This is a genomic window from Beduinella massiliensis (assembly GCF_900199405.1).
In the GTDB taxonomy this organism is placed as follows: Bacteria; Bacillota; Clostridia; order Christensenellales; family Aristaeellaceae; genus Beduinella; species Beduinella massiliensis.
Genome location: NZ_LT963430.1, coordinates 1,454,019 through 1,478,825 on the forward strand (window position 1 = coordinate 1,454,019; position 24,807 = coordinate 1,478,825).

The 24,807-nt window shown below is 61.4% G+C and carries 25 protein-coding genes; 20 read left to right on the plus strand and 5 right to left on the minus strand.

What is annotated here, in order from left to right; translation table 11 throughout:
• The first annotated feature begins 26 nt into the window (after positions 1–26).
• The 4 genes from dapA to C1725_RS07215 are packed head-to-tail and all read left to right on the plus strand — an operon-like array spanning position 27 to position 3,183.
• Positions 27–899, plus strand: a complete 873-nt coding sequence (gene dapA / locus C1725_RS07200) for a 4-hydroxy-tetrahydrodipicolinate synthase (protein ID WP_102410960.1) — start codon at positions 27–29, stop codon at positions 897–899.
• On the plus strand, positions 896–1,615 hold the full coding sequence (gene dapB, locus C1725_RS07205; RefSeq protein WP_102410961.1) for a 4-hydroxy-tetrahydrodipicolinate reductase: 720 nt from the start codon (positions 896–898) through the stop codon (positions 1,613–1,615). The genes dapA and dapB overlap by 4 nt, the downstream gene beginning before the upstream one ends.
• Positions 1,616–2,308 carry a 2,3,4,5-tetrahydropyridine-2,6-dicarboxylate N-acetyltransferase gene (gene dapD / locus C1725_RS07210; protein WP_102410962.1) on the plus strand — a complete coding sequence of 231 codons (693 nt, stop codon included), beginning with the start codon at positions 1,616–1,618 and terminating at the stop codon, positions 2,306–2,308.
• 59 nt (positions 2,309–2,367) lie between these two features.
• Positions 2,368–3,183 carry a CPBP family glutamic-type intramembrane protease gene (locus C1725_RS07215; RefSeq protein ID WP_102410963.1) on the plus strand — a complete coding sequence of 272 codons (816 nt, stop codon included), beginning with the start codon at positions 2,368–2,370 and terminating at the stop codon, positions 3,181–3,183.
• Between the two features lie 19 nt (positions 3,184–3,202).
• On the opposite strand, the gene C1725_RS07220 is transcribed toward C1725_RS07215, so the two are convergent.
• Positions 3,203–4,153, minus strand: coding sequence for an L-lactate dehydrogenase (locus C1725_RS07220; protein WP_102410964.1), 951 nt, complete (start codon positions 4,151–4,153; stop codon positions 3,203–3,205).
• Between the two features lie 96 nt (positions 4,154–4,249).
• Between C1725_RS07220 and C1725_RS07225 the strand changes: the two genes are divergently transcribed.
• Entirely contained in the window at positions 4,250–4,990 is a 741-nt protein-coding gene (locus C1725_RS07225) for a hypothetical protein (RefSeq protein WP_102410965.1), read from the plus strand.
• Here C1725_RS07225 and C1725_RS07230 read toward each other — a convergent pair.
• On the minus strand, positions 4,969–5,283 hold the full coding sequence (locus tag C1725_RS07230; protein WP_102410966.1) for a helix-turn-helix domain-containing protein: 315 nt from the start codon (positions 5,281–5,283) through the stop codon (positions 4,969–4,971). The two genes, C1725_RS07225 and C1725_RS07230, sit on opposite strands and share 22 nt — an antisense overlap.
• A gap of 4 nt (positions 5,284–5,287) precedes the next feature.
• Positions 5,288–6,427, minus strand: coding sequence for a THUMP domain-containing class I SAM-dependent RNA methyltransferase (locus C1725_RS07235; RefSeq protein ID WP_346026441.1), 1,140 nt, complete (start codon positions 6,425–6,427; stop codon positions 5,288–5,290).
• Positions 6,428–6,636: 209 nt separating this feature from the next.
• Here C1725_RS07235 and fba point away from each other — a divergent pair, with 209 nt between their 5' ends.
• A complete protein-coding gene (gene fba / locus C1725_RS07240; RefSeq protein WP_102410968.1) occupies positions 6,637–7,581 on the plus strand; it encodes a class II fructose-1,6-bisphosphate aldolase in 945 nt (314 codons plus the stop codon).
• A 158-nt stretch (positions 7,582–7,739) separates the two neighbouring features.
• Here fba and C1725_RS07245 read toward each other — a convergent pair whose 3' ends face one another.
• Positions 7,740–8,594 carry a helix-turn-helix domain-containing protein gene (locus C1725_RS07245; protein WP_102410969.1) on the minus strand — a complete coding sequence of 285 codons (855 nt, stop codon included), beginning with the start codon at positions 8,592–8,594 and terminating at the stop codon, positions 7,740–7,742.
• Between the two features lie 431 nt (positions 8,595–9,025).
• On the opposite strand from C1725_RS07245, the gene C1725_RS07250 reads away from it, so the two are divergent.
• The 14 genes from C1725_RS07250 to C1725_RS18970 all read left to right on the plus strand — a co-directional run bounded on the left by C1725_RS07250 (position 9,026) and on the right by C1725_RS18970 (position 24,137).
• Entirely contained in the window at positions 9,026–9,781 is a 756-nt protein-coding gene (locus C1725_RS07250) for a tetratricopeptide repeat protein (protein WP_102410970.1), read from the plus strand.
• Between the two features lie 67 nt (positions 9,782–9,848).
• Positions 9,849–11,420 carry an ABC transporter substrate-binding protein gene (locus C1725_RS07255; RefSeq protein ID WP_346026442.1) on the plus strand — a complete coding sequence of 524 codons (1,572 nt, stop codon included), beginning with the start codon at positions 9,849–9,851 and terminating at the stop codon, positions 11,418–11,420.
• A 127-nt stretch (positions 11,421–11,547) separates the two neighbouring features.
• Positions 11,548–12,468, plus strand: coding sequence for an ABC transporter permease subunit (locus C1725_RS07260; protein WP_102410972.1), 921 nt, complete (start codon positions 11,548–11,550; stop codon positions 12,466–12,468).
• A 15-nt stretch (positions 12,469–12,483) separates the two neighbouring features.
• Entirely contained in the window at positions 12,484–13,344 is an 861-nt protein-coding gene (locus C1725_RS07265; protein WP_102410973.1) for an ABC transporter permease subunit, read from the plus strand.
• Positions 13,345–13,357: 13 nt separating this feature from the next.
• A complete protein-coding gene (locus C1725_RS07270; protein ID WP_102410974.1) occupies positions 13,358–14,344 on the plus strand; it encodes an oligopeptide/dipeptide ABC transporter ATP-binding protein in 987 nt (328 codons plus the stop codon).
• Positions 14,341–15,333: a dipeptide ABC transporter ATP-binding protein gene (locus tag C1725_RS07275; RefSeq protein WP_102410975.1), complete on the plus strand. Its 993-nt coding sequence runs from the start codon at positions 14,341–14,343 to the stop codon at positions 15,331–15,333. Before C1725_RS07270 ends, C1725_RS07275 begins: the two co-directional genes overlap by 4 nt.
• A gap of 23 nt (positions 15,334–15,356) precedes the next feature.
• Positions 15,357–16,439, plus strand: a complete 1,083-nt coding sequence (locus tag C1725_RS07280) for a Rid family hydrolase (RefSeq protein WP_102410976.1) — start codon at positions 15,357–15,359, stop codon at positions 16,437–16,439.
• A 13-nt stretch (positions 16,440–16,452) separates the two neighbouring features.
• The gene (locus C1725_RS07285) at positions 16,453–17,238 is read left to right on the plus strand and encodes a tetratricopeptide repeat protein (protein ID WP_102410977.1); all 786 of its coding nucleotides are present in this window, start codon (positions 16,453–16,455) and stop codon (positions 17,236–17,238) included.
• A gap of 19 nt (positions 17,239–17,257) precedes the next feature.
• Positions 17,258–18,097: a tetratricopeptide repeat protein gene (locus C1725_RS07290; protein ID WP_346026443.1), complete on the plus strand. Its 840-nt coding sequence runs from the start codon at positions 17,258–17,260 to the stop codon at positions 18,095–18,097.
• Positions 18,098–18,111: 14 nt separating this feature from the next.
• A complete protein-coding gene (locus C1725_RS07295) occupies positions 18,112–18,897 on the plus strand; it encodes a tetratricopeptide repeat protein (protein ID WP_102410979.1) in 786 nt (261 codons plus the stop codon).
• A gap of 36 nt (positions 18,898–18,933) precedes the next feature.
• A complete protein-coding gene (locus tag C1725_RS07300) occupies positions 18,934–20,943 on the plus strand; it encodes a prolyl oligopeptidase family serine peptidase (RefSeq protein WP_102410980.1) in 2,010 nt (669 codons plus the stop codon).
• Between the two features lie 14 nt (positions 20,944–20,957).
• Positions 20,958–22,124 carry an amidohydrolase family protein gene (locus C1725_RS07305; RefSeq protein WP_102410981.1) on the plus strand — a complete coding sequence of 389 codons (1,167 nt, stop codon included), beginning with the start codon at positions 20,958–20,960 and terminating at the stop codon, positions 22,122–22,124.
• A gap of 130 nt (positions 22,125–22,254) precedes the next feature.
• Entirely contained in the window at positions 22,255–23,166 is a 912-nt protein-coding gene (locus C1725_RS07310; protein WP_102410982.1) for a WYL domain-containing protein, read from the plus strand.
• 59 nt (positions 23,167–23,225) lie between these two features.
• Positions 23,226–24,137 carry a GNAT family N-acetyltransferase gene (locus C1725_RS18970; protein ID WP_346026444.1) on the plus strand — a complete coding sequence of 304 codons (912 nt, stop codon included), beginning with the start codon at positions 23,226–23,228 and terminating at the stop codon, positions 24,135–24,137.
• A gap of 129 nt (positions 24,138–24,266) precedes the next feature.
• Here C1725_RS18970 and C1725_RS07320 read toward each other — a convergent pair whose 3' ends face one another.
• Positions 24,267–24,650 (minus strand): DUF1622 domain-containing protein, encoded by a 384-nt coding sequence (locus C1725_RS07320; RefSeq protein WP_346026445.1) that lies wholly within the window; start codon positions 24,648–24,650, stop codon positions 24,267–24,269.
• Between the last annotated feature and the right edge of the window lie 157 nt (positions 24,651–24,807).

Sequence of the window (24,807 nt, forward strand, 5' to 3'; positions counted from 1 at the left end):
CGCTGGACGACAAGGAGGAACAGACGATGAAATTGAGAGGCAGCTACGTCGCGCTGGTAACGCCGTTTCATCAGGACGGAAGCGTCAACTTTGAAAAGCTGAAGGAACTGTGCGAGTGGCACATCCAAAGCGGGACGGACGGCATCGTGGCGCTGGGCACCACGGGCGAATCGAGCACCATGACGCACGAGGAGGACGACGCGGTCGCCCAGTGCGTGCTGGATACGGTGGCCGGGCGCATCCCCGTCATCGTGGGCAGCGGCTCAAACGCCACGGAGACGGCCGTCATGAAGAGCAGGCGCTACGCGGCGATGGGCGCGGACGGCGTGTTGGTGATTACCCCGTATTACAACAAGGCCAACGACGAGGGCATGATTCGCCATTTCGAGGCGGTCGCCGGCGCCGTCGACGTGCCGGTAATCCTTTACAACGTGCCGGGACGCACGGGATGCAGCCTTTCCGTACCGGTGGTGGAGCGCCTCTCGCGTCACCCGCGCATCGCGGGCATCAAGGAGGCGAGCGGAAGCATCTCCTACGTGGCCAAGATCGCGCGCTTCGTGTCCGAGGACTTCAGCCTCGTGTCCGGCAACGACGACATGATCGTGCCGGTGCTCTCCCTGGGTGGAACGGGCGTCATCTCGGTCTTCGCCAACATCTGCCCGCGCCAGACGCACGACATGGTGGCGGCCTATCTCGCGGGCGATACGGGCCGCGCGCGCGCGATGCAGCTCGAATACCTGGATCTCATCAACAAGCTGTTCATCGAGGTGAACCCCATCCCTGTCAAGGAAGCGATGAACATGCTGGGGATGGACGTCGGCGGGTTCCGCCTGCCGCTGTGTGAGATGGAAAAGGCGCACCGCGAGGTGCTGGCAGACGCGCTGCGGGTGCTCGAATGAACGTCGCGCTGATCGGCTATGGAAAAATGGGACGCATGGTGGAGGACGTCTGCCGCGCGCAGACGGATATCAGGATCGCGGGCATCGTGGACGAGGGGCATTTGCCTTCTCTCTCACGCGTGGCCTCACCGGACGTTGCCATCGACTTTTCACATCCGGACAACCTGCTGGCGCTGCTTGCGGCTGCGCTGGAGATGCAGGTGCCGCTGGTGCTGGGCACCACGGGGCTTTCTGCGGCGCAGGAGGAGTCCATCCGCGAGGCGTCGCGGCAAATCCCGATCGTGCGCACGCAGAACTTCTCCGTGGGCGTGACGGTGATGCGCCGCATCGCCGCGGAGATGGCGGCGGCGCTCGGCGAAGAATTTGACATCGAGATCACGGAAACGCACCACCGCCAGAAGGTGGACGCCCCCAGCGGCACGGCGAAGATGCTGCTGAGGGCGGTGGATCCTCAGGGCGGGCACGCGCCGCGCTACGGCCGCGAGGGCATGGTAGGCGCGCGCGGCCGCGAGATCGGCGTGCACAGCCTGCGGGGCGGCACGGTCGCGGGCGAACACAGCGTGCGCTTTTTTGGGGAGCAGGAGGAGTTGGAGCTTCGCCACCGGGCGGACAGCCGGCGCATCTTCGCGGCGGGCGCGGTAAAGGCGGCGCGCTTTGTGCGCCAGCAGCCCGCGGGGCTTTACGACATGGACGACGTATTGTTTGGAGGTCGCTAAATGGACGCATACGAGATCATTCGCATCATCAAGGAATCGAAAAAGCAGACGCCGGTGAGGGCGTTTGTGAAGGCGAAGCAGCCGCTTTGCTTCGAGGGCTGCAAGGTGTTCGGCGCGGGCGACCAGATCGTCTTTGGCGATTGGAAGGACGTGGAGCCGGTGCTCACGGCGCATGCCGGGGAGATCGAAGAGCTGGTCGTCGAAAGCGACCGGCGCAACAGCGCGATTCCGATGGTGGACATGAAGAAGTTCAACGCCCGCATCGAGCCGGGCGCAATCATCCGCGACCAGGTGGAAATCGGCGATAACGCGGTGATCATGATGGGGGCGATCGTCAACATCGGCGCGGTCATCGGCGAGGGAACGATGATCGACATGGGCGCGGTGCTCGGCGGGCGCGCGATCGTCGGCAGGCGCTGCCACATCGGCGCGGGCACGGTGCTGGCAGGCGTCGTGGAGCCGCCGAGCGCGCAGCCGGTGGTGATCGAGGACGACGTAGTCATCGGCGCGAACGCGGTGGTGATCGAGGGCGTGCGCGTCGGCGCGGGCGCGGTCGTCGCGGCGGGCGCGGTCGTCGTGTCGGACGTGGAGCCGGGCGTGGTCGTCGCGGGCGTGCCCGCGCGCGTCATCAAGCGCAAGGATGGGCGTACGGCATCGAAGACCGAGCTCATCGACGCGCTGCGTGAACTGTAAACGAGAAAATTGGAGCGCCGCCGGGAAACCGGCGGCGCTCTTGAGCCTTGGAGGAGCAAATGAAGCGATCAAACTTACGTCCCATCTGGTCGATGTTCACGGTCTTCCTGTCGCTGTTCATCCTGAACTTCGCGGTGAGCATACCTTTAGGGGTAACGCAGCGCATGTGGCTGCTTTTGGAGCTCTGGTCGCTCCTCCTCTCCGGTGCATTGCTTACAAGGTACGGAATGCCCGATAGGAAGAAGCGCGTGCTTTCGGCGAGTCTTGCGCTGCTCGCCTGCCTGGGACACGCACTCGTTTACAAGGCTCCCCTGTCCGCAATCTGGAGTTTCCTGCTGACCCTGACGGCCGCGCTGGCGGTTTTTTCGACCTTTTCTCACTTCGCTGGGCAGAAAATTCCCCTTCTGCGCGTCGGAAAAGGGAGCGAGTGTGCGCTGAGCGTCGGCGTTGGGGTGGCGGTCGGCGCGCTGCTGGGGGCGGTGAACCTCTTTCTGGGGGGCGGTCGGTCTGCGCAGGGCTTCCACCCCGTCGTTCCTGCCCTGCTCGTCGCACTGAACCCCGCCATTATGGAAGAAGTCGCCCTGCGAACCGTATTTTTCGCATTTTGTCTTCACCTGATGCAGGGACAATGTGCAACGAAAAGTCAACGTTTCACAGGTCTGTTTATGATGGTCATGCCGCACGTGCTCATTCACACGCCGGAAGCCTTTATGCAGGGAGGAATGATCGGCGGGCTCGTTTCAACCTTGATCTATGTCGTGCTTTTTGGGCTTCCATTTGCGCTTTTGCAGCGCAGGCGCGACCTCGCGTCCGCCATGATTGCGCACGGAACGGTGGATCTGATCCGCTTTTGCCTGCTCGGGCTGCCGCTGTAGAGACGTGACGCGCGTTTCCTTAAAACGATATTTCTTTCCAGCACTCGTCCAATACCTGGCACGACCGGCGGAAGCGCTCTTCCTCCTCCGGGGTGATCGGCAGGGCGAGCGTTTCGCGCACGCCCGCGCGTCCCACGACGGAAGGGATGCCCGCGAAGACGTCCCGCACGCCGTAGGAGCCGCGCAGCATCGTCGAGACCGTGAGTACGCTGTTTTCGTCGCCCAACAGCGCCTTGGTGATGCGTGCCATGGCCATGCCGATGCCGTAATAGGTAGCCTTTTTGGCTTTTATGATCTCCTGAGCCGCATCGCGTACCTGGACGGCGATCCCCTCCATATCCTCGTACTTGTAACGCCCGCCGGATTCGGCACAGACGGTGGAGACGGGCTTGGTCGCCAGCATCGCCTGCGACCAGGGGACGAACTCGCTGTCGCCGTGCTCGCCCATCACGTAGGCGTGCACGTTGCGGGGATCGACCGAGAAATATTGTCCCAGCAGGTAGCGCAATCGAGCGGTATCCAGCGCCGTGCCCGTGCCGATCACGCGGCCGGGCGCAAAGCCCGAAAGCGCGAGCGTCAGGCGGGTCATGACGTCCACGGGGTTCGTCGCCACCAGGAAGAGCCCGGAAAAACCTGAACGGAGTACGGGCTCCACGATGGAACCGAAGACCGCCGCATTCCGCGAAAGCAGCGCCGGGCGCGATTCGCCGGGCTTTTGCGCGACGCCGGCGGAGATGACCACGACGTCCGCGTCCGCGCAGTCCTCATAATGCCCGGCGGCGATGCGCATGTGGGATGGAGAAAAGGCGAGTCCATGGTTGAGGTCCATCGCTTCGCCTTTGGCGCGCGCCTCGTCGATGTCGATGAGCAGCAGCTCGTCGCAGGCGCTCTGGTTGAGAAGCGCGTAGGCGTAACTCATGCCGACCATGCCGGTGCCGATGAGCACGACCTTGCGGGATTGTGGATTCATGGCGTTCCCTCCGCTATTTAAAGTGCTCCCTTAGTATGCGCAAGAAAATAAAATGCATGATCGTTTATTGGACAAACAGTGCTCGGAGGATGCAGGATGCGAAATATACTTGGCGCGGCCGCCCTTGCGCTTGCGCTGGCATGGACTGGCGCGGCAGCCGCGGAACAGACGATAGCGATCGGGGCGCAGCAGAGCGGCGCACCGATCGGGGTGGAGAGCCTCGTCGCGTACGACGTGGCGCTCACGGGTTTCCCCGACTATGAACACGACGTGGACGTGGTATTCATGGAGGACGGAAAGGAGCTTGAGCCGCCGCAGGACGTCTCGATGGCGGGCATCGACGGTGCGCCGACGGACAAGACGCTGACGCTGCGCGTAGGGCCCAACGCCAAGGCGGGAGAATATGCCTTCGCGCTGCGCGTAAACGGCGTGCTGTCCGCTCCGGAGGGACGGCTTGCCGTAGGTGAGGCCATCGCGGAGGAGGCGCTTTGGGCGAGAGACGAAGCCGCGGATGTAGAGGCGGAGGTGCGCTATGCGTTCGGGGGGCGCTTCCGGACGGGAGACAAATTGACGCTGGAAGCGTTGACGAACAAAGACGGATCGCTTGCGCTCACGCTTTCGGTGCTAAACGAAGAGGGCGTACCTTCCGCCCTGCTGGATCGGCTGAGCGTTCAGGTCACGCTGCCGGAGGGCTGGGAGACCGCGACCGCGGCGCTCCTGCTGCCGGATGGGCAGCAAAAAAGCCTGCACACGGCAGGCGGGGAAGGACGTATTTCATTTGCGCTTCAGGAAAACGGGACGGTTCGGCTGCGGCGTCAGCAGGGACGCGACAACTGAAGAATGATCTCCGCGACGGCGCGCCTCTTTTTCGGCGTGAGGCGCGAAAAGGCGAGGATGGCCTCCATGTCTGCGCGCGTCAGCGCATCGCCGGACGGTTCGGTCAAGCGGGACGTCTGGCACGAGAGCGCCCCGCACAGGCGGCTCAGCAGGGATTCGCTGATCTCGCTGTCCTGACTTTCCAGGTGCTCGATGTCCGCCTTGTGCAGCCCCAAATAAAAGGCGAGCTCCTTTTGCGTGATGCCCAGCGCGTGACGTCGCTTGCACAGGGCGCTGGCGCAGAGCACTGGCATGCGCTTATCCCTCCTTTTTTCGGGCAAAAAAGGTCATGAACTCACATTCTAGGCGGCCGTTGTAAAAACGCCGCTTTTTGTCCGCCCTGCGGCCGTAGCATCGCTCAAATCCCGGATGCGAGGTGATACAGGCGAGGTGGAAGCCTGGATAGCGGCGGCTGAGCAGGCCCAGATCGCGGTACAGCGCCTCGCAGGCCTTTCGGTCGGAAAGGCGCTCGCCGTATGGCGGGTTGAGCAGGAATGTGCCCCGCGGCGCGTCAGGCTGAATGTCCCGCATGTCGCAAACCTCGAGCGGCACGCGTCCCGCAAGCCCGGCCTGTGCAAGATGGCGGCGTGCGAGCTCGACGGCCTCCGGATCGATGTCGCTGCCATAGATGCCTTCGACCTTCTCCGGGCCAAAGCGGGCATTCGCCTCCTCGCGAAGGCGCGCCATTTCCGCTTTCGGCATGAAGCGCCACTGCTCGCAGTCGAACGGACGGGTGAGGCCGGGGGCGCGATCCGCCATGCGCATGGCCGCTTCGATCAGCAGGGTTCCGGTTCCGCACATGGGATCCACGAGCGTCTGGCCGGGACGCCAAGGGGCGAGCTGCACCAGCGCGGCGGCCAGCGTCTCGCGCAGCGGCGCTTCTCCGTTCCACGTGCGATAACCGCGTCGGTTCAGGGCGGTGCCGCTGGCGTCGAGCGTGACCTGCGCTACGTCGCCGTGCAGCGCGACATCCACCGCGTAGGTTTCGCCGCTTTCGTCGAACCACGTGCGCCGGTAAGACGTTTTCAGCTTCTCGACGATCGCCTTTTTGGTGATCGCCTGGCAGTCGCTGACGCTCATGAGCGTCGAGCGCGCACAGCGCCCGCGCACGGGGAAGCGCCCGTCTTCGGGAATGTAGTCGGCCCAGGGAAGGGCGCGCACGCCCTCAAAGAGCTGGTCGAACGTCGTAGCCGGAAAGCGGCCGACCACCAGCAGCACACGATCCGCGCAGCGCAGCCAGAGGTTCGCCATAAACGCCTGCTCCGGCGCGGCGGTAAAGCGCGCGCCGCCGTTTTCCGCGCGCGCGTCGATGCCCATGTGCTTCAGTTCATTGGCGACGATTCCTTCGAGCCCGAAAGCGGCGGTCGCCAGCCATTCATAGGGTTTACTGTTCGTCATAAGGTCTCCTTTATCACCGGGTAGGGATGATTCCAGTATAAACCGCCGGGGCGTGTGCGTCAACATTTTATGGGCGGCGTGCGGGAATCATTGACCAACCTCGGTAAAATGGCACAAAAAGGTGCGCGGGACTGTTCAAACCCCGGGAAAATTGATATAATAAGACGAAACACGAGAAACTTTCTCGCGAGAGATAAGGAGTGATTGAAGTGGCTCTGGTGAATACCACCGAAATGTTCAAGAAGGCGTACGCGGGCGGCTACGCAATCGGCGCGTTCAACGTGAACAACATGGAAATCGTACAGGGCATTACCGAGGCGGCGATTCTGGAGAAGGCGCCGGTCATCCTGCAGGTTTCCAAGGGAGCGCGCGCTTATGCCAAGCACGTATACCTCGTCAAGCTCGTCGAGGCCGCGCTTCAGGACGCAAAGGATTCCGGCGTGGATCTGCCCATCGCGCTGCACTTGGACCATGGTCCCGACTTTGAAACCTGCAAGAGCTGCATTGACGGCGGATTCACCTCTGTCATGATCGACGGCTCGCACCTGCCGCTCGAAGAAAACATCGAGCAGACCCGCCGCGTGGTCGAGTACGCCCACAAGTACGGCGTCACCGTCGAGGCGGAGCTGGGCCGTCTGGCCGGCGTCGAGGACGACGTGAAGGTTCAGGCGGACGATGCGCTCTACACCGACCCTAACGAGGTCGAGGAGTTTGTCAACTCCACGGGCGTCGACTCCCTCGCGATCGCCATCGGCACCAGCCACGGCGCTTACAAGTTCAAGGGCGAGCCGCACCTGCGCTTTGATATCCTGGAGGAAGTCTCACGCCGTCTGCCGGGCTTCCCGATCGTGCTGCACGGCGCGTCCTCCGTCATGCCGGAGTACGTGGAGATGATCAACAAGTTCGGCGGAAATATGCCGGGCGCGCAGGGTGTGCCGGAAGAGATGCTGCGCAAGGCGGCTTCCATGGCGGTCTGCAAGATCAACGTGGATTCCGACCTGCGTCTGGCCATGACCGGCGTAATCCGCAAGCAGTTCGCGGAGCATCCGGATCAGTTTGACCCGCGCCAGTATCTGTCGCCCGCCCGTACGGCGCTTCGCGACATGGTGCGCCACAAAATCGTCAATGTGATGGGCTGCAACGGCAAGGCCTGATCCCCCTTAAAACCAATACGGCACGGAAGCGTCAAGGCGCACCGTGCCGTATCTTTTTTTAAACGCGCGAAGGGATATCCCGCGCGTTTTTATTTTATAGAGACGCATGGGTTATCCGCCGCACGGGGCGAGTCGTTGGCTGGCGTTTCTGCGAAGGTTCAGGGCGTCTCGATGTCGCGTTTTTTCTCTGCAATCCGAAAGTTCAGGGAGGTTTTGTCCTTATGGGTCGAACGATAGGCGCGGGGGGTCGTCCCCGTTTCCTCGCTGAAGGCGCGGTTGAACGTGCGCAGGCTTTCAAAGCCGCATTGTTCCGCGATTTCGGCCATGGAGAATTCCGTAAAGGCGAGGCGGCGCTTAGCTGCGGCCACGCGCATGGACTTCAGGTAGGAATTGAAGCCGATGCCGATCTGCTGATTGCAGATGCGGGACAACTTGAACTGCGAGATGTTGAGATCTTCGGCGGCCTGGCTGAGCGTGATGGGCTTGTAGAGGTACTCGTGCAGGTAGAGGAGCACCCGATCCTCGATGGTGGGTTCCTTCTGCTCGATCGGATGGGGCGGGTTGGCGTCGAAAAGATACCCCAGCATGGTGTTGAGCAGGCCAATATGGGTGATCATGTTGGATTGGCGCGTCTGTTCGTCCAGCAGCAGACCGAGCACCCTGTCGACGCTGTCGGAATACTGCCCCTTGCGGAAGATCGGGTTGGGCAGGTTGTATCTGCCGGAGAAAAAAGGGTTCTGCACGAGCACGTCGTCGGAGAGCAGCGCAAACGCGAAGATGTCGGAGGAATTTCGCGTCATATAGCTGTGGCGGTGATAGGGCATGACGATGCTGATATCCCCGGCGCGCAGGTTGTAGCTCTTTTTGTCGATGGTGACCTGCACGTTGCCCGAAAGTACATAAACGCCCTCCACCCCCATGTGGACATGCTGAATGTAGGATAGATTTTCGATACGGCTGTAGGTGTAGCCGTGCGTATATACATTCGGGTAGAAAAGCTCTTTATTAAGCATTCAGCCACCTCCCCTGCAGTCGGAACACTCAATGTGTAACAGTATAATAGCATTCGACAAGAATTGTCAAGTTGAGATGCAGAAGTTGGCGAATTAACGCGCTAAAATCTCTCGTTCACATAGACAAAACTACGAGCCTTTTTTTATTGGATAGGCGAAGAATCTGCTGTATTTCCGGGTCAGGTATTCGGAAAGGGCCAATTTAAGGGCAGATGCAAGAATTGGCCGGTTTGGGGCTCGCAAAAAGCATGAATAAACACATCGCAAACGGGATTTTTGCAAAAACGAAGTTGACAAAAATGAATTAATGAAATATAATCCATGCAAATTAAACCGATTGTGTGCGGAATGTTGGCAAGGAAAACCCGGTAATGTAAATATTAACAGAACTTGCATTTCGTTTTTCGAAATGTCGGAAAGGGGAAAAGCATATGAATTTTTATGAAAAGCTGGAGAAGGATCCCGCGAACCCCAATTTGTACCGCGAAACGGGTCTGGCGCTGCTGAAGGACAACCGCGTAGAGGAGGCCGTGGAGGTTTTTTCCAAGGGGCTCGTTTACAATCCCTTTGATGCGGTGATGCGCTTCTGGCGCGGGCGCAAGTTCATCGGCCGCGAGGAATACGCGCTCTCCGCGAGCGACCTGAAGCTGGCCGCGTCGATCAATCCAGAGGACTGGGAGTGCTGGTATTACCTGGGCGTCGCCTGTTATCTGGGCGGGATGTACGAGGAGGCGAAAGCCGCGCACGGAAAGGCCAGGGAGCTGATGCTCAAGTACGGCGTGAAGGCCATTCCGGCGACCTGCGACTGGTACTGGATGATCTGCATGAAGCTGGGGCAGCCCGAAGAGGCGCAGGCGGTGCTCGAAAACGTCTATCCGGGCATGGAGACGGAGGACGGCGATTATCTGGCGCGCACGCTGCTCTACAAGGGATATTACAAGCCGGAAAACTTCGTCGAAGACCGCATGAAGGAAATCGCCAATCCGGAACGTCCGCGCATCTACGAGTTGATGCTCACCTATGGCCTGGCGAACTACCTGCACTATCAGGGGCGGGGAGACGAGGCGGTTGCCCTCCTGAAAAAGCTGGCGGAGACGCCGGACAACCGCAGCTTGTTTGCGGTAAAGCAGGCGATGCAGGATTTGGATGCGCTGGGGGTAAGCTACGAGGTTCCTGCCAAGGCGTGATGATATGCCGTCCGATCTGCCGGGCTGTGCATAGATGGGAGTCCACAACAAAAGGAGGAAGTCTTTCATGAAAAAGCTCGTTACGTTGTTGCTGGCACTGGTTCTGACGCTTTCCATGACGCTTGCCTGCGTTCCTGCAGGGGCGGAAGGGGCGTACAAGGACACCATTATCTGGGTGATCGGCAACGACCAGGATTATCTCGATCCTCAGATGAACGTCTCTAACTCCAAGGTGATTCCCCAGTTCTACGACGGCCTGATGGGGTTTGACGTGAACAACCAGGTCGTGTGCAAGATCGCGGAGAGCTACGAATCCAGCGAGGACAAGATGGTCTGGACCTTCCATCTGCGCGACGACGTCTACTTCCATTCGGGACGCCACTGCACGGCGTACGACTTTGAGGCGACCTTTAAGCGCCTGCTGGACAAGGAGAACCCGGTTCGTTACACCACCAACTACAACTACATCGAGTCCGCGGTCGCGACGGACGACTACACGTTCGTCATCACGCTGGCGGAACCGAAGTCCTTCTTCCTGTACTCCATCGCTTCCCAGGCGACGGCGGTTCTGAACCCGGACTATATCGAAAAGTACGGCAATTCCCTGGGCGACAACGCGGAGAGCGTCGACGGCTGCGGCCCGTTCCGCTGCACCGGTTGGGCAAAGGGCGAGGAAATGCGCTTTGAGCGCTTTGACGCGTACTACGGCGACGTGGCGCTGACCCCGAACATCGTCATGAAGATCGTGCCCGAACAGACCTCGCGCGCCATTGCCATCGAGACCAATCAGGCGGACATCGCCGACGGCATTTCCCCTGACGACGCGGTTCGGCTCGACGGGCTGGACGGCATCAACGTCAGCAAGACGGACGGAAACGGCTGCCACCTGTTCCAGTTCAACTGCGCGTCCGACAAGGCACCCATGGCCGATCCGAAGGTACGCCTGGCAATCTGCTATGCGATCGACCGTGAGGCCATCTGCGAATACCTGTACAGCGGCTTGGGCGAGGTTCCGATGCCCTCGATCATGGGACCGTCTGTGGCGGGCTATTACGAGGCGGGCGTGCTGCCCTACGACGTGGAAAAGGCCAAGGCCCTGCTGGCAGAGGCCGGATACCCCGACGGATTCGAGATGACCGTCATGACCACCTCCGTTTACAACCGCGGCGTGGAAATGGGCGAGATTCTGGTCGAGATGCTCGGCGAGGTCGGCATCAAAGTGAAACTGGATGTCGTGGAAAAGGCGGTGTTCAGCTCTGCCTGGGGCAGCTTCACGGCGGAGGAGTTCAACGAAAAGTTCGGCTGGGACATGTTCATCATGGGATCCGGCGGAAACGCGGACTCCGACACCCTGCTTTACCGCATCATGCACACGGCTGATACGAACGTCAACAACTATGGCTTCTATTCCAACGCCGAGGTGGATGAGCTGCTTGAGAAGGGCGCCATCACCATGGACGAAGCCGAGCGCGACGCCTGCTACAAGCGCATCGCCGAAATCACCATCTTTGAAGATCCCTTCGGATGCTACATGAACCTGCGCAAGAACGTCTACGCGCTGTCCGACGGCATCGAAGGCTTCGCGGTGAGCCCCTCCAACACCATGGATCTGACACACCTCGTCTGCAAAGCCGAATAACGATGTATTAAGCTGACGCGAGGATGGCATGAATGGGCGGCGGGAATCTCCATAAGGATTTCCGCCGCCGCACTTTATCCCCGCAAGCGCGATTTTTTCCAGAAGCCTGATAAAGGGGGAATTCCCGGTGTTTAAATATGCTGTGAAGCGGATTTTGCAGATGATCCCCATGCTGCTGATCCTTTCACTGATCGTATTCCTGATGGTGCGCATGATTCCAGGCGACCCGGTGGACATCATGCTGGGCTTCGACGTGCCCAAGGACACCAAGGAATTTGAGCGAGAGCGCCTTGGTCTGAACGATCCGCTCTATGAACAGTACTTTCGCTTCGTCGGGAATGCGCTGAAGGGCGATCTGGGAACCTCTATTTTTTCGGGCGAACCGGTCATCAAGGAGCTCGCCAAGCGCTTTCCCAAGACGCTGGTGCTGGCCGTGGGCGGAACGCTCTTCGGCTCCGTCATCGGCATCATCCTGGGCATTATCGCCGCGGTCAAGCGCAACAAGGCGGCGGACAACATCATCATGGTCGCCTCACTTCTGACGGTTTCCACGCCCTCTTTCTTCCTGGCGCTGATTTTGATGCTGATCTTCTGCCTCCAGTTCCGCTGGCTTCCGAGCATCGGCATGGACACGTGGAAGGCGGCGATTCTTCCGATTGCGACGCTGGGCGCGCAGGCCATCGGTTCGATTGCCCGCACGACGCGCAGCGCCATGCTGGACGTCATCCATCAGGATTACATCCGCACATCCCGCTCCCGCGGCGTCCCGGAGCGGGTGGTCATCTACGTGCACGCGTTTAAGAATGCGCTGATCCCGATTCTGACGGCAGTGGGCCTTCGCTTCGGCGGCCTCCTGGCGGGCGCTACCCTGGTGGAGACGGTCTTCTCCATCCCGGGCGTCGGACGGTTCGTGGTGGACTCCGTGAGCAACCGCGACTACCCGGCGGTGCAGGGCGCGGTGCTGATACTCGCGGTCACCTTCGTCGTGGTTAACACGGCGGTGGACCTGCTGTATGCGGCGGTCGATCCCCGCATCAAGTACGATTAAGGGAGGCGCCATACCATGCAGGCAAAGAAAAAGCGCAAGATCAAAAATCCCATTCTCAGACGCTTCATGCGGCGCAAGGTTTCCGTCGTCGCGGCGGTGGTGCTGCTCCTGTTCGTGCTGATCGCGATCTTCGGCCCGCTGGTCTACCGCGTAGACCCGCTCAAGCAGAGCGTCATGAAGAAGTACGGTCCCATCTGCTGGGAGCATCCGCTGGGTACGGACAACCTGGGCCGCGATACGCTGGCGCGCATGATCTACGGCGCGCGCACGTCGCTTGCGATCAGCTTCGCGGGCGTGCTGTCCGGCGCGCTGATCGGGGTGATCCTGGGTGTGTTCGCGGGTTATTTCGGCGGCTGGGTCGATACCCTGATCAGCCGGCTGGTCGATATCCTGCTCGCCTTCCCGGGACTGCTGCTGGCGATCACGATCGTAGCCATCCTCGGCGCAGGCTCGATCAATACGGTCATCGCGATCACGATCTTCACCGTTCCGGGCCTGACGCGCATGGTGCGCGGCTGCGTCATCAGCCTGAAGAGCTCCGAATACGTGCAGGCCTGCTATACGATGGGGGAGGGCGACATGCGCATCATCTTTACGCACATCATCCCCAACGCCATGTCGCAGATCATCGTCAACGTCACGCTGAGCCTCGGCACAGCGATTCTGACGGCCTCCTCGCTGTCGTTCCTGGGGCTGGGCGTAACCCCGCCTGAGGCGGAGTGGGGCGCGATGCTCTCCGGCATGCGCGAGGTGGTTCGCACGTATCCCCTGGGTGTGCTGGTGCCGGGCATTACGATCACGCTCGTAGTGATGAGCTTCAGCCTCGTGGGCGACGGCCTTCGCGACGCGCTGGACCCGAAGCTGAAGAATAACTGAGGAGGCGGACGCAATGGCAAACTGCATGCTTCAGGTAAAAGGGCTTAAGACCTATTACTATACGGAGGAAGGCGTCGTGCCCGCCGTGGATGGGCTGGATTTTGAGGTGGAGCAGGGCGAGACGTTCGCCATCGTCGGAGAATCCGGCTGCGGCAAGTCCGTCACGTCCCTCTCGATCCTCGGCTTGATTCCGAGCCCGCCGGGCAGGATCGTAGGCGGCGAAATCCTCTACAACGGCGAGGACCTGCTGAAAAAAAGCGAAAAGCAGATGCGCGCGATCCGCGGCAACGAGATTTCCATGATCTTTCAGGAGCCCATGACCAGCCTGAACCCTGTGTTCACCGTTGGACGACAGATCGGCGAATCCTTCAAGTACCACCAGCAGATGGGCAAGAACGAAATGCACGAGCGCGCGGTCGACATGCTGCGCGTGGTAGGCATTCCCTCGCCGGAAAAGGTCGTGAACGACTACCCGCATCAGCTTTCCGGCGGCATGCGCCAGCGCGTCATGATCGCCATGGCCCTGGCCTGCAACCCCAAGGTGCTGATCGCCGACGAACCCACGACAGCGCTGGATGTGACGATTCAGGCGCAGATCATGAAACTGCTCAAGGATCTCAAGGAAAAGATGGGCACGTCCATCATCCTGATCACCCATGACCTGGGCGTCGTGGCGCAGATCGCCCAGCGGGTGATGGTCATGTACTGCGGGGAGGCGGTGGAGTGCTGTGACGCGCGCTCGGTCTATAAAAATCCGCTGCACCCCTACACCGTGGGCCTGCTGGCCTCGGTGCCCAAGCTGACCGACGACGCCACCGGCGCGCTGCCGAGCATTCCGGGCATGGTGCCTTCGCCGAGCGAACTGCCCGCGGGCTGCCGGTTTGCGCCGCGCTGCGAAAAGTGCGGCCCGCGCTGTCGCAAGCAGAAGCCGGAGCTGGTCACGATGGAAGGCGGCCACAAGGTGCGCTGCTTCCTGTACGACGGAGGTGTGGACGCATGACGCAGACGCGCAAGAAGCTGCTCGAGGTCAAAAACCTCAAGGTGTATTACCCCATCCGAAAGAAGACGCCGTTTTCGGGCGCCGCGAGCTGCGTCAAGGCTGTGGACGACATCAGCTTCGACGTCTACGAGGGCGAGACGTTCGGCCTCGTGGGCGAGTCCGGCTGCGGCAAGTCCACGACCGGCAAGACGCTTGTGCGCCTGAACAAGCCCACGGAGGGAACGGTGCTGTTCGACGGGCGCGACCTGAGCCTGCACGCGGGCAGGCGGGACGTGATGGAGCTGACGCAGAAGATTCAGATCATCTTTCAGGACCCTTATTCCTCGCTCGACCCGCGCTTTACCATCGGACACTGCATCGAGGAACCGCTGATCGTCCATAAGATGGGCAACGCGGCGGAGCGGAGGGCGCGCGTGCTTCAGCTGATGCACGACGTGGGCTTGCGGGAGGAGCAGTATACAAGGTATCCGCATGAGTTCTCCGGCGGCCAACGCCAGCGCATCGGCGTGGCCCGCGCGCTTGCCCTCAACCCTTCGCTGATCGTCTGCGACGAGCCGGTAAGCGCGCTGGACGTATCGATTCAGGCGCAGATCCTCAACCTCATGCAGGAGCTTCAGCACAAGTACAACCTCACCTATATCTTCATTTCGCACAATCTCTCCGTGGTCAGGCACGTCTGCGACCGGATCGCGGTGATGTACCTGGGCAATATCATGGAGATCGCCGACAAGAAGGAGCTGTTTGCGAACCCGCGCCATCCCTACACGCAGGCGCTGCTGGACGCGATCCCCATTCCCGATCCCGACGTATCCAGCATGAACGGCATGCTGGAGGGGGACGTGCCCAGCCCGATGAACCCGCCGCAGGGCTGCTGCTTTCACACGCGCTGCAAGTATGCGTGCGATAAGTGCCGGAAGGAGCGCCCGAAGCTTGCGGATTGCGGAAACGGCCATCAGGTCGCCTGCTGGAGAAGCGGCGACGCAGAATAAATTCGTTCAGGAGGAGCGCAAAGATGGGAAATCAGTATCTGGATGTGAAGCCCGGCGGGGCGGCGCGCGTGGTCTTCAGCCGCAACCTGGCCTTCTTTACGGGGCATGCCGCGCCGCAGTATTCCACGCTGCGCGAGCAGGCTGCGGCCGTGCTGCGCCGCTACGACGAGCTGTTTGAGCAGTTCGGCCTCAAGAAGAAGAACATCGTCTATTCCGCCTGCTTTCTCAAGAACGCCGACGACGAGAAGGATTACACGGACGCGTACTTTCAATGGATCGATCCGGAAAATCCGCCCGCGGGTTACACCGTGACGGGCATTCCGATTCAGCACAGCCCCGTGGGCGACAACATCCTGATCGAGCTGCAGCTCATCGTCGCTACCGATCCGGACGCCAAGATCGAGCGCCACGACGTCACGCAGGGCAGCCGCATGGTGGTCTACGACGGCATGGCGTATTTTACGGGGCACGTCTATCCCAAGGCGGACACGTTAGGCGAACAGACAGCGGGCGTGCTGCGCCGCTACGACGAGCTGTTTGAGAAGTTCGGCCTGAAGAAGGAAAATGTGGTCGCACAGTATGGATTTATCAAGAACATCGACAGCTACGCGGAGATCGCAAAGCCGATGGCGGAGTATTTTGGCGAAAATCCGCCTGCGGGCGTGGTCGTTCAGGCGTGCCCGAACCAGAATACCGCGCTGGGCCCGAAGCTCGAAATTGAGCTGGCGATGTTCGTGGCGACAGGCGATTCTCCGAAGATCGTGCGCAGGGACGTGGCGCCCGGCATGAGCCGCGTGGTGGAATACAACGGTCTCGCTTGGTTTACCGGCCACAGCGCGCGCCCCGGCTTCGCGACGCTAAGGGAGCAGACGCAGGCCGTGCTATCGCGCTACGACGAGCTGCTTGAGAAGTTCGGCTATAAAAAGGAAAACCTCGTCATGGCCTACGGCTTCGTGCGTGACATTGAGCAGTACGAGCAGTTTGAGGAGCCGATGAAGGCATGGCGCGACACGGAGCATCCGCCTGCGGGCGTTTTGGTGCAGGCGATTCCCTCCGGGGAAAACAACCAGTTGGAGCTGCAGCTGATCGTATCGCTCGACGACTGAGGAGGAATGGAGCATGAGCAAGATCGCGTCCAAGGCAAACGAAATCTTTGAAAGCAGAGAACCGCTGACCCCGAGCGAGGAGACGCAAAGGGCGCTCGAGGCGGTGAAGGCCGACCCGGAAAACCCGGAGAAGTACATGGAGCTGGGCCTCTGCCTGCGCCGGCAGATGTTCTTCCGCGAGGCCGTGGAGGCTTATTCCATCGGCCTTTCCTACGATCCGTTCAGGAGCCTGCTGTACCGCCACCGCGGCCATGCTTACGTGAACCTCGGGCTTTATCATCAAGCGGCGGCGGACTTTGAAACGGGGCTGCGCATCGATCCGAAGAACTGGGATTGCTGGTATCACCTGGGGCTTTCCTATCACCTGATGGGCGCCTACGAGCGCGCGGTCGCGGCCTATGAGCGCTGCTATGCCCTTGCGGCCTCGGACGAATTCCGCATCTGCACCGCCGACTGGCTGTGCATGACGTACATGAAGATGGGCCGCATGGATGAAATGCGCGAGGTGGCGTCGCGCATCCGTCCGGACATGGTGCCCGGCGGCTCCGAGGGGTACTTTGACCGCGTGCTGGTTTACAATGGCACACGAAACGCCGACGAGGTGCTCAAGGAGGCGGAGGCGAAGGACGACCACATGTTTGCGACAGGCGCTTACGGGCTGGCCGTGTACTACGAAACCGTCACGAGCGAAAAGGACAAGGCGAAGAGCATCCTGACCCGCATCGCGCAGCGCGACGCGACGTGGGGCGGCTTTGCCGAGCACGCCGCCGCAGACCGACTGAAGAGCTGGAACGACTGAAGAAGGGGAGGCAATGAACATGGCCGAAAAGAAGACGGGCCTTGACATCGCGCGCGCGAGCACGCTGGTGCAGGCGTATCAGGTGATGAGCTGGGAGCGCAACGCGCCGCCGAAGGATCAGAACCTCGAAGCAATCGAAGCAAAGATTCAAAAGGACCCCGAAAACGCCGAGCTGTACAAGGAAAAGGGGCTGTGCCTGGCGGGGCTTGGCTACTACCGCGAGGCGGCGGAGTGCTACTCGAAGGCCATCTCGATCGATCCGTTTAACTGGGAGTATTACCGCCACCGCGCGCACCGTTTCCTCTCCTGCGGCCTGTTTGCCGACGGCGCGGCCGATTTCACCATCGCCAGCCGCCTGAACCCGAAGGACTGGAACGTGTTTTACCACCTGGGACTCTCCTACTTCCTGCTGGGCATGTACGAGAAGGCGGACTGGGCCTACACCTGCTGCGAGGCGCTGAGCCGGACGGCGGACGACGTGGTGGCGGTCTCGGACTGGCATTACCTGACGCTCAGGCGCCTTGGCCGCGACGCGGACGCGGCGAAGCTGCTGGAGAAGATCACGCCGGACATGGACGTGACCGACGAGGTGAGCGGCTCCTACTTCCAACGGCTGCTCCTCTACAAGGGCCTCGTGAAGCCGGAGGCGCTCTTTGAAAACGTCGATCCCAAGGCGGGCGCCGATCTGGCCGTGGTCACCCAGGGCTTCGGGCTTGCTAATTACTACAAGCTGAACGGCGACACCGCCAAGTACGAAGAGCTGCTGGATCGCGTGATCGAGACCGCGGCGAACAGCCGCTGGTACAGCGCGTTTGCCTGCCTGGCGGCGCACGTGGACAAGAGCAACAATGCCAAGTAAGGAGGAGAAGCAAGATGAGCATCGAGCAAAAGTATGAGGTCGCGAGCTGGGAACGCTGCGTCATCCCGCAGGACGACACGATCGCAGCCGCGACGGAGGCCGTGCGGCAGAACCCCGACGACGGCGACGCATGGATGCGCAAGGGACACGCGCTGGCGCGCCTTTCGATGATGCGCGAGGCGGAGGAGTGCTACGCCATGGCCGTCACCTGCGATCCGTTTAACTGGGCGTATTACCGCCACCGCGCGCATCGCTTCCTCTCCTGCTGGCGCTTTCAGGACGCGGCGGCGGATTTCGTCATCGCGTCGCGCCTGAACCCGAAGGACTGGAACGTATTTTACCACCTGGGACTCTCCTACTTCCTGCTGCGCGATTACGAGAAGGCCGCCGCGGCCTACCGGCGCTGCTACGAGCTGACCGAAGCGGAGCAGGAGCTCATCGCGATCAGCGACTGGTACTACATGACGCTCATGCGCCTGGGGCTAAAGGATGAGGCGCAAAAGGTTCTGGACAGGATTACCGATTCCATGGACCCGGGCGAGAACACCGCGTATTACGCCCGCCTTTTGATGTACAAGGGCCTGAAGAAGCCGGAAGAGCTGCTCAGCGCCAACCCTGACGAGGTGACCGATTTGGAAATCGTCACGATGGGCTTTGGCATCGGCAATTACTACCTGATGAACGGCGAGACCGACAAGGGCTACGCCGTCATGGAGCGCGTCATCAAGGCGGGGGACGAGAGCGACTGTTACTTCGCTTTCGCCTATCTGGCCTCCAAGGTGGAATTGTCCGCCCGCTGAGCACCACGGCAAACAGCCGATGAGAGAAGGATAGCAATGGAGCGATTGAATCTCGAAGACTTTCAAATGTACAATTTCCTCTCCGGCGTCAAGCTGCAAATGGACGGCGAGGGCATGGCGTACCTCGTATCCTCCGCGGATATGGAGGAAAACGGGTACAGCACGGACGTCTACTTTGTCGATCATCAGGACAGCCGTGGCAGCATCCGCCTGACCGAATCAGGCAAGGTGAAGAGCTTCGCCTGGATTTCGCGCGAACTGCTTGCGTTTACCGAATACGAAAAGCCCACAGACGACGCGCCGGACGGCCGTACGCGCGTCTACACGGCCAACATCTTCGGAAATCTTCGGGAGGAGCGCTGCGCCTTTACGGGGCTGATGACCCTGGAGGGCGTGCTCGCAGGCGAAAAGCTGGTGCTCAGCCGCGTGGACAACATCGTCCATGAAAAGGAGCTGGAGGGGCTTTCGGGCGAGGCGTACGCTGCCCGGCGCGCGATGCTGAAGGAAAAAGAAGAGATCGCGACGGTGTTCGACGAATATCCCTTCTGGTTTAACGGACGCGGCGTCATCAACAAGACGCGTAAAGCCGTGTATACCTGCGGGCTGAACGGGGAGGACCTGACGCGCGTTACGCCCTTCGGCTTTCGCACGGAATACCTCTTCGCCGAGGGGAATCGGATCGTCTACAACGGCTGCCAGGTGGAGCCGGTGGAGAACTATCTCACGGGCGCCTACGTCTACGACGCCGCGAACAGCACCACCACCTGCGTGCAGGAGGAGGGCGTCTGCCATATCTACGGCGTAACGCTGTGGAACGGGGACGCGGTGATCGTCTCCTCGAAGATGGACCATTACAGCGTGTCACAGTGCCCTGACCTGACGGTGATCGATCCCGCGAGCGGCGCGCGCACCGTGCTTTGCGACTATGCGCGCGAGATCAACGTGGGCAATCCCGTGGGCAGCGATTGCCGCCTGGGCGGCGGCTACGACCTGCGGGCGTCGGGCGACTGGCTCTATTTTATCATGGGGGTCGCGGACGCCTCACACCTGTACCGCATCGACCGTGCGGGCCATCTGGAGCCTGTGCTGGAGAAGGACGGCTCGGTAGACTGCTTCGACGTGGCGCAGGAGCGCATCTGTCTGGTCGCCATGCACGACATGCGGCTGCAGGAGCTGTACTGCATGAAGGCGGGCGAGGGCAAGGCCGCGCGCTGCACCAGCTGGAACGACGACTTTTACCTCAGCAGGCCGCCCGTCGTGCCTGAAAAGCTGAACTTCGTCAATGCGGACGGCGTTGAAATCCATGGCTTCGTTCTGAAGCCCGTGGGCTACCGCTCCGACCGCAAGTATCCGGCCATACTGGACATCCACGGCGGCCCGCACCTCAGCTACGGCGCGGTCTACTACCACGAGATGCAGTATTGGGCCTATCGCGGCTATTTCGTGATCTACTGCAACCCCAGGGGCGGCGAGGGGCGCGGCAACGAGTTCGGCATGCTCAGCGGCCGCTTCGGCACCATCGACTACGACGACCTGATAGCCTTCTGCGACCAGGCGCTGGCGGCTTACCCGGCCATGGATGCGGCGCGGATGGGCGTCACGGGCGGCAGCTACGGCGGATTCATGACGAACTGGATCATCGGCCACACAGGGCGCTTTGCGGCGGCGGTCTCCCAGCGCAGCATCTCCAACTTCGTCAGCATGGAGGGCACGAGCGACATCGGCACGCTGTTCGCGCAGGGCCAGGTGATGGCGACCACGCACACGAATGTGGAGAAGATGTGGATGCATTCACCGCTCAAATACGCGGACAAGTGCACCACGCCCACGCTCTTCATTCACGCGGAGCAGGACTACCGCTGCTGGATGGTCGAGGCGCTGCAAATGTACACCACGCTCATCAACAACGGCGTGCGCACGCGGCTGTGCCTGTTTCACAACGAGAACCACGAGCTGAGCCGCGGAGGCCGTCCCAAGGGACGGATTCGCAGGCTGAGCGAGATCACCGACTGGATGGACACGTTTTTGAAGCCCGCCGACAGGTGATGGAAGGAGGATATATGCTGCTGATCAAGGGAGGCTACGTGAAGCCCATCACCGGGGAGGATATGGAAGACGGCGAGGTGCTGGTGGACGGCGGCAAGATCGTCGCGGTCGGAAGAGGGCTGGATGTCCCGGCGGGCACGGAGGTTTTCGACGCCTCCGGCTGCCTCGTCACCCCCGGCCTCATCGACGCGCACTGCCACATCGGCATGCACGAGGAGGGGATTCGCTGGGAGGGCAACGACACCAACGAATACTCAAGCCCCGTGACGCCGGAGCTCCGCGCAATCGACGGCATCAACCCGCGCGACGAAGCGTTCGCGCTCGCGCTCGCGGGCGGCGTGACCACGGCCGTCACGGGCCCCGGATCGGCCAACGTGCTGGGCGGCACGTTCTGCGCGCTCAAGCTGTACGGCGACTGCGTGGACGACATGGTGATCCGGGATCCCGTCGCGATGAAGATCGCCTTTGGCGAAAACCCGAAGGGCTGCTACGGAAACGACGGCAAGAAGCGCCCCGTGACGCGCATGGCCGTGGCCGCAATCCTGCGGGAAACGCTGACGAAGGCCAAGCGCTACGAAGAAGAAATCGCCGCGGCGGAGATGGATCCGTCCAAGCGCAGGCCGTTTGACATGCAGATGGAGGCGCTGCTGCCGGTGCTCCGCAGGGAAATTCCGCTCAAAGCGCACGCGCACCGCGCGGACGACATTCTGACCGCGCTGCGCATTGCGCGGGAGTTTGACATCGACATCACGCTGGATCACGTGACGGAGGGACACCTCATCGCGGGCAGGCTCGCGAAGGAGAACCGTCCCGTGCTCGTCGGCCCCTCCTTTGGATCCAAGAGCAAGTTTGAGCTGCGGGAAAAGACGTTTGAGACGCCCGGCATCCTGCACAGGGCGGGCCTTGAAATCTGCATCATCACGGACGCGCCCGTAATTCCGCTCTACTACCTGCCGCTGTGCGCGGGCCTTGCGGTACGGGAGGGGCTGGATGAGGCGGAGGCCTGGCGCGCGATCACGATCAATCCTGCGCGCGTGGCGGGCATCGAGGCGCGTGTGGGCTCTTTGGAGCCCGGCAAGGACGCGGACATCGCCGTGTTCCGGGGCGATCCGCTGCGCGAAATCTGCGCGCGGGCCAGGCAGGTTTTCGTGGGCGGGCAGCCGGTTCTGACCGTCGGGTGAACACAAGAGGGCCTTCCCCTCAAACATACTGCAAAGGGAATTGTATGTCCACGGGCCCTGTGGTATACTGGGGACGTCGGCAATCTCGGGCGGCGCTGAATGCGCCGTCTTTTGCGTAGGGGGAACATATATGAAGACGGATCGCCTGCTCGGCATTACGGTATACCTCTTGCGCCATGGCCTGACGAGCGCCAACGCGCTGGCGGAGCGGTTCGAGGTATCGCTCCGCACGATTCAGCGGGACGCGGAATCGCTTTCGCGCGCGGGCATTCCCATCTATTCGCGCCCCGGCGCAGGCGGCGGCTACGGCATCATGGAGGAATACCGCCTTGAGCACATCGCTGCCAGCGCTGCGGACGTCGCGCTCATCCAAACGGCGCTGGAGGGATTGCACAGCGCGCACCCAAACGCGCGGGTGCGCACGGCGCTGGAAAAGGTGTCCCTGCTTTCGCGGGAGCCGGATCAGACGCTAATGCTGGACTTTGGCGTGCTGCACGAGAACGGCGAGCTGTGCGAGCGGATGTCGCTGCTCGAAGAGGCGATCGCGGGGAAACGCACTGTTTCGTTTGACTATACCGACGCGCGGGGCGTGGAGAGCGCGCGCAGGGCGGAACCCGTATCGCTCGTGTATCGCTGGTACGCGTGGTATCTGCTGGCTTACGCCCCGGAGCGCGCGGATTACCGCACGTTCAAGCTGGCGCGCATGCGCGGCCTGAGGGCGCTGACGGAGCGTTCGGCGCATGTACATCCGCCGGTGCGCGAGCTGCTGGCGCGCGGGGAGGCAGGGCGAACGTACATCGACGCGGAAATTCGCTGTGAAGGGCGCGTGCGTGCAAAGGCGATGGAATACCTGCGCGGCCGGATCGTCGCGGAGGAGGAGGACGGCGCGTGCCGCATGCGCCTGCACCTGCCGGAGGACGAGCTGGTATGGTTTGGCGTGCTGCTCGCACTGGGGGATGGCGTGCGCGTGATCGCGCCCAAAGCGCTGCGGGAACGGGTGGCGCAAAAGGGAAGGGAAATCTTGAAGGCCTGCGGGGAATGACGACAGCAGGCTGTCGGGAATGCGGCGGTATAATGGGGAAAAACGGGAGGCGAATGCCCATGAAAAATCCCTATGCGAGCTGCCGAGATTACGAGACGCCCCGGCTGCGGCTGCGCCGGGTGTGCATTGAGGATGCGCCCGCGCTGCTCGCCTGCTATGGCGACAGGCGGGCGGTTGCGCTGATGAACGCGGACGACTGCACGAGCGATTTTTTGTATCGGACACAGGCAGAGATGGAAGCGTGCATCGCGTTTTGGATGGCGGAGTGCGAACAGGGCGCCTATGTGCGGCTGACTGTGCTGGATCGGGAGACGTCCGAAGCCGTCGGCACGGTCGAGGTTTTCGGCGGGGAGAGCGGCGTGCTGCGCATCGACCTTCGGCGGGATTACGAGCGGCGGGACGTCGTCGCGGAGATCTTGGAGCTGGCAAAGTCGCGCTTCCTGGACGACTTTGACGCATGCAGGCTGCTGACAAAGGCCGTGCCCGCGGCGAAGGAGCGCCGCGCTGCGCTCCGCGCCAGCGGTTTTCGGGAGATTGAGTCGTTTAAGGGCTACGGCGATTACTTTGCCTTCGGAACGGACGTTCAAAAGGGCATGGCCTTTTGCGGCCTCTGCTGCTTTCTGTGCGACGAAAATGCCGCTTGCGGGGGCTGCAAGACCGAGGGGTGCAAGGACGGGGCGTCTTGCGCGATTCGCGCGTGCTGCCTTGCGCGCGGGCTGGACGGCTGCTGGGCGTGCGCAGAATTCCCCTGCGGCGAGCCGATGCTTGGGAAGATGCGGGTGCGCGCCTTTTGCCGGTTTGCACGGGAACGGGGCGAGCGGGCGCTGATCGGCTGCCTTGCGCGGGGCGCGCGCCATGGCGTTCGCTATCACGAGATGGGAAAGCTGACCGGCGATTACGACGCATGCGCGGACGAGCAGGCGGTCTTCCGCCTTCTGGAAGAGCCGGACGAGGCCCGGAGGGATCGATAAAGCGCTGCGGCGCATAGGAAGGCCGGCGGAGAAGCATAAAAGGAAGGCGGTGCCGCAGATTTTTTTAATCTGCAACACCGCCTTTTTACTTTTTTCCAAAGGGTATATTTTCTTTGCTGGCGACGGACTTTATTCCTTGGCGGCGTCCTTGGGCGCGTCGTGCAGCACGGTATCGTGCAGGATTTCGTCGTCGTGCTGGATGTGGCGGATTTCCCAGTGGATCAGGAAGTTCAGCGCGCTGCGAAGGGCGATAATGGCGCCGACGATGAGGATTTCGTTCCAGTCGCGCGCGATGACGGTGCGCAGGATTTCGCCGCCCAGCTTGAATTCCAGGCCGAGCGCCATGGACTGTGCGAGATCCAGACGGATGTTGGAGCCGCGGCCGGCAAAAAAGCAGAAAAAGTCGCGCACTGCGCCGATGATGATGATGATGACGCCCATCAGCTCGAGCAGGTGAATCGTAAGCGTTATGCCGGCGTTAAAGTAAAATTCCAGTTGTTCCATCCACTCCATGAGAAGTCCCCCTACCTTACGTAATTCATCGCCTTAGAGTATAGCGTATTTCCTGTTTTTTTGCAAACTGAAACATAAAGAGACGCGGGGACGCATATATCAACTGGAGCGGAAGATTGCAAAATCATGCGCTTGGGTGTAAAATGGGGAAGGTTAT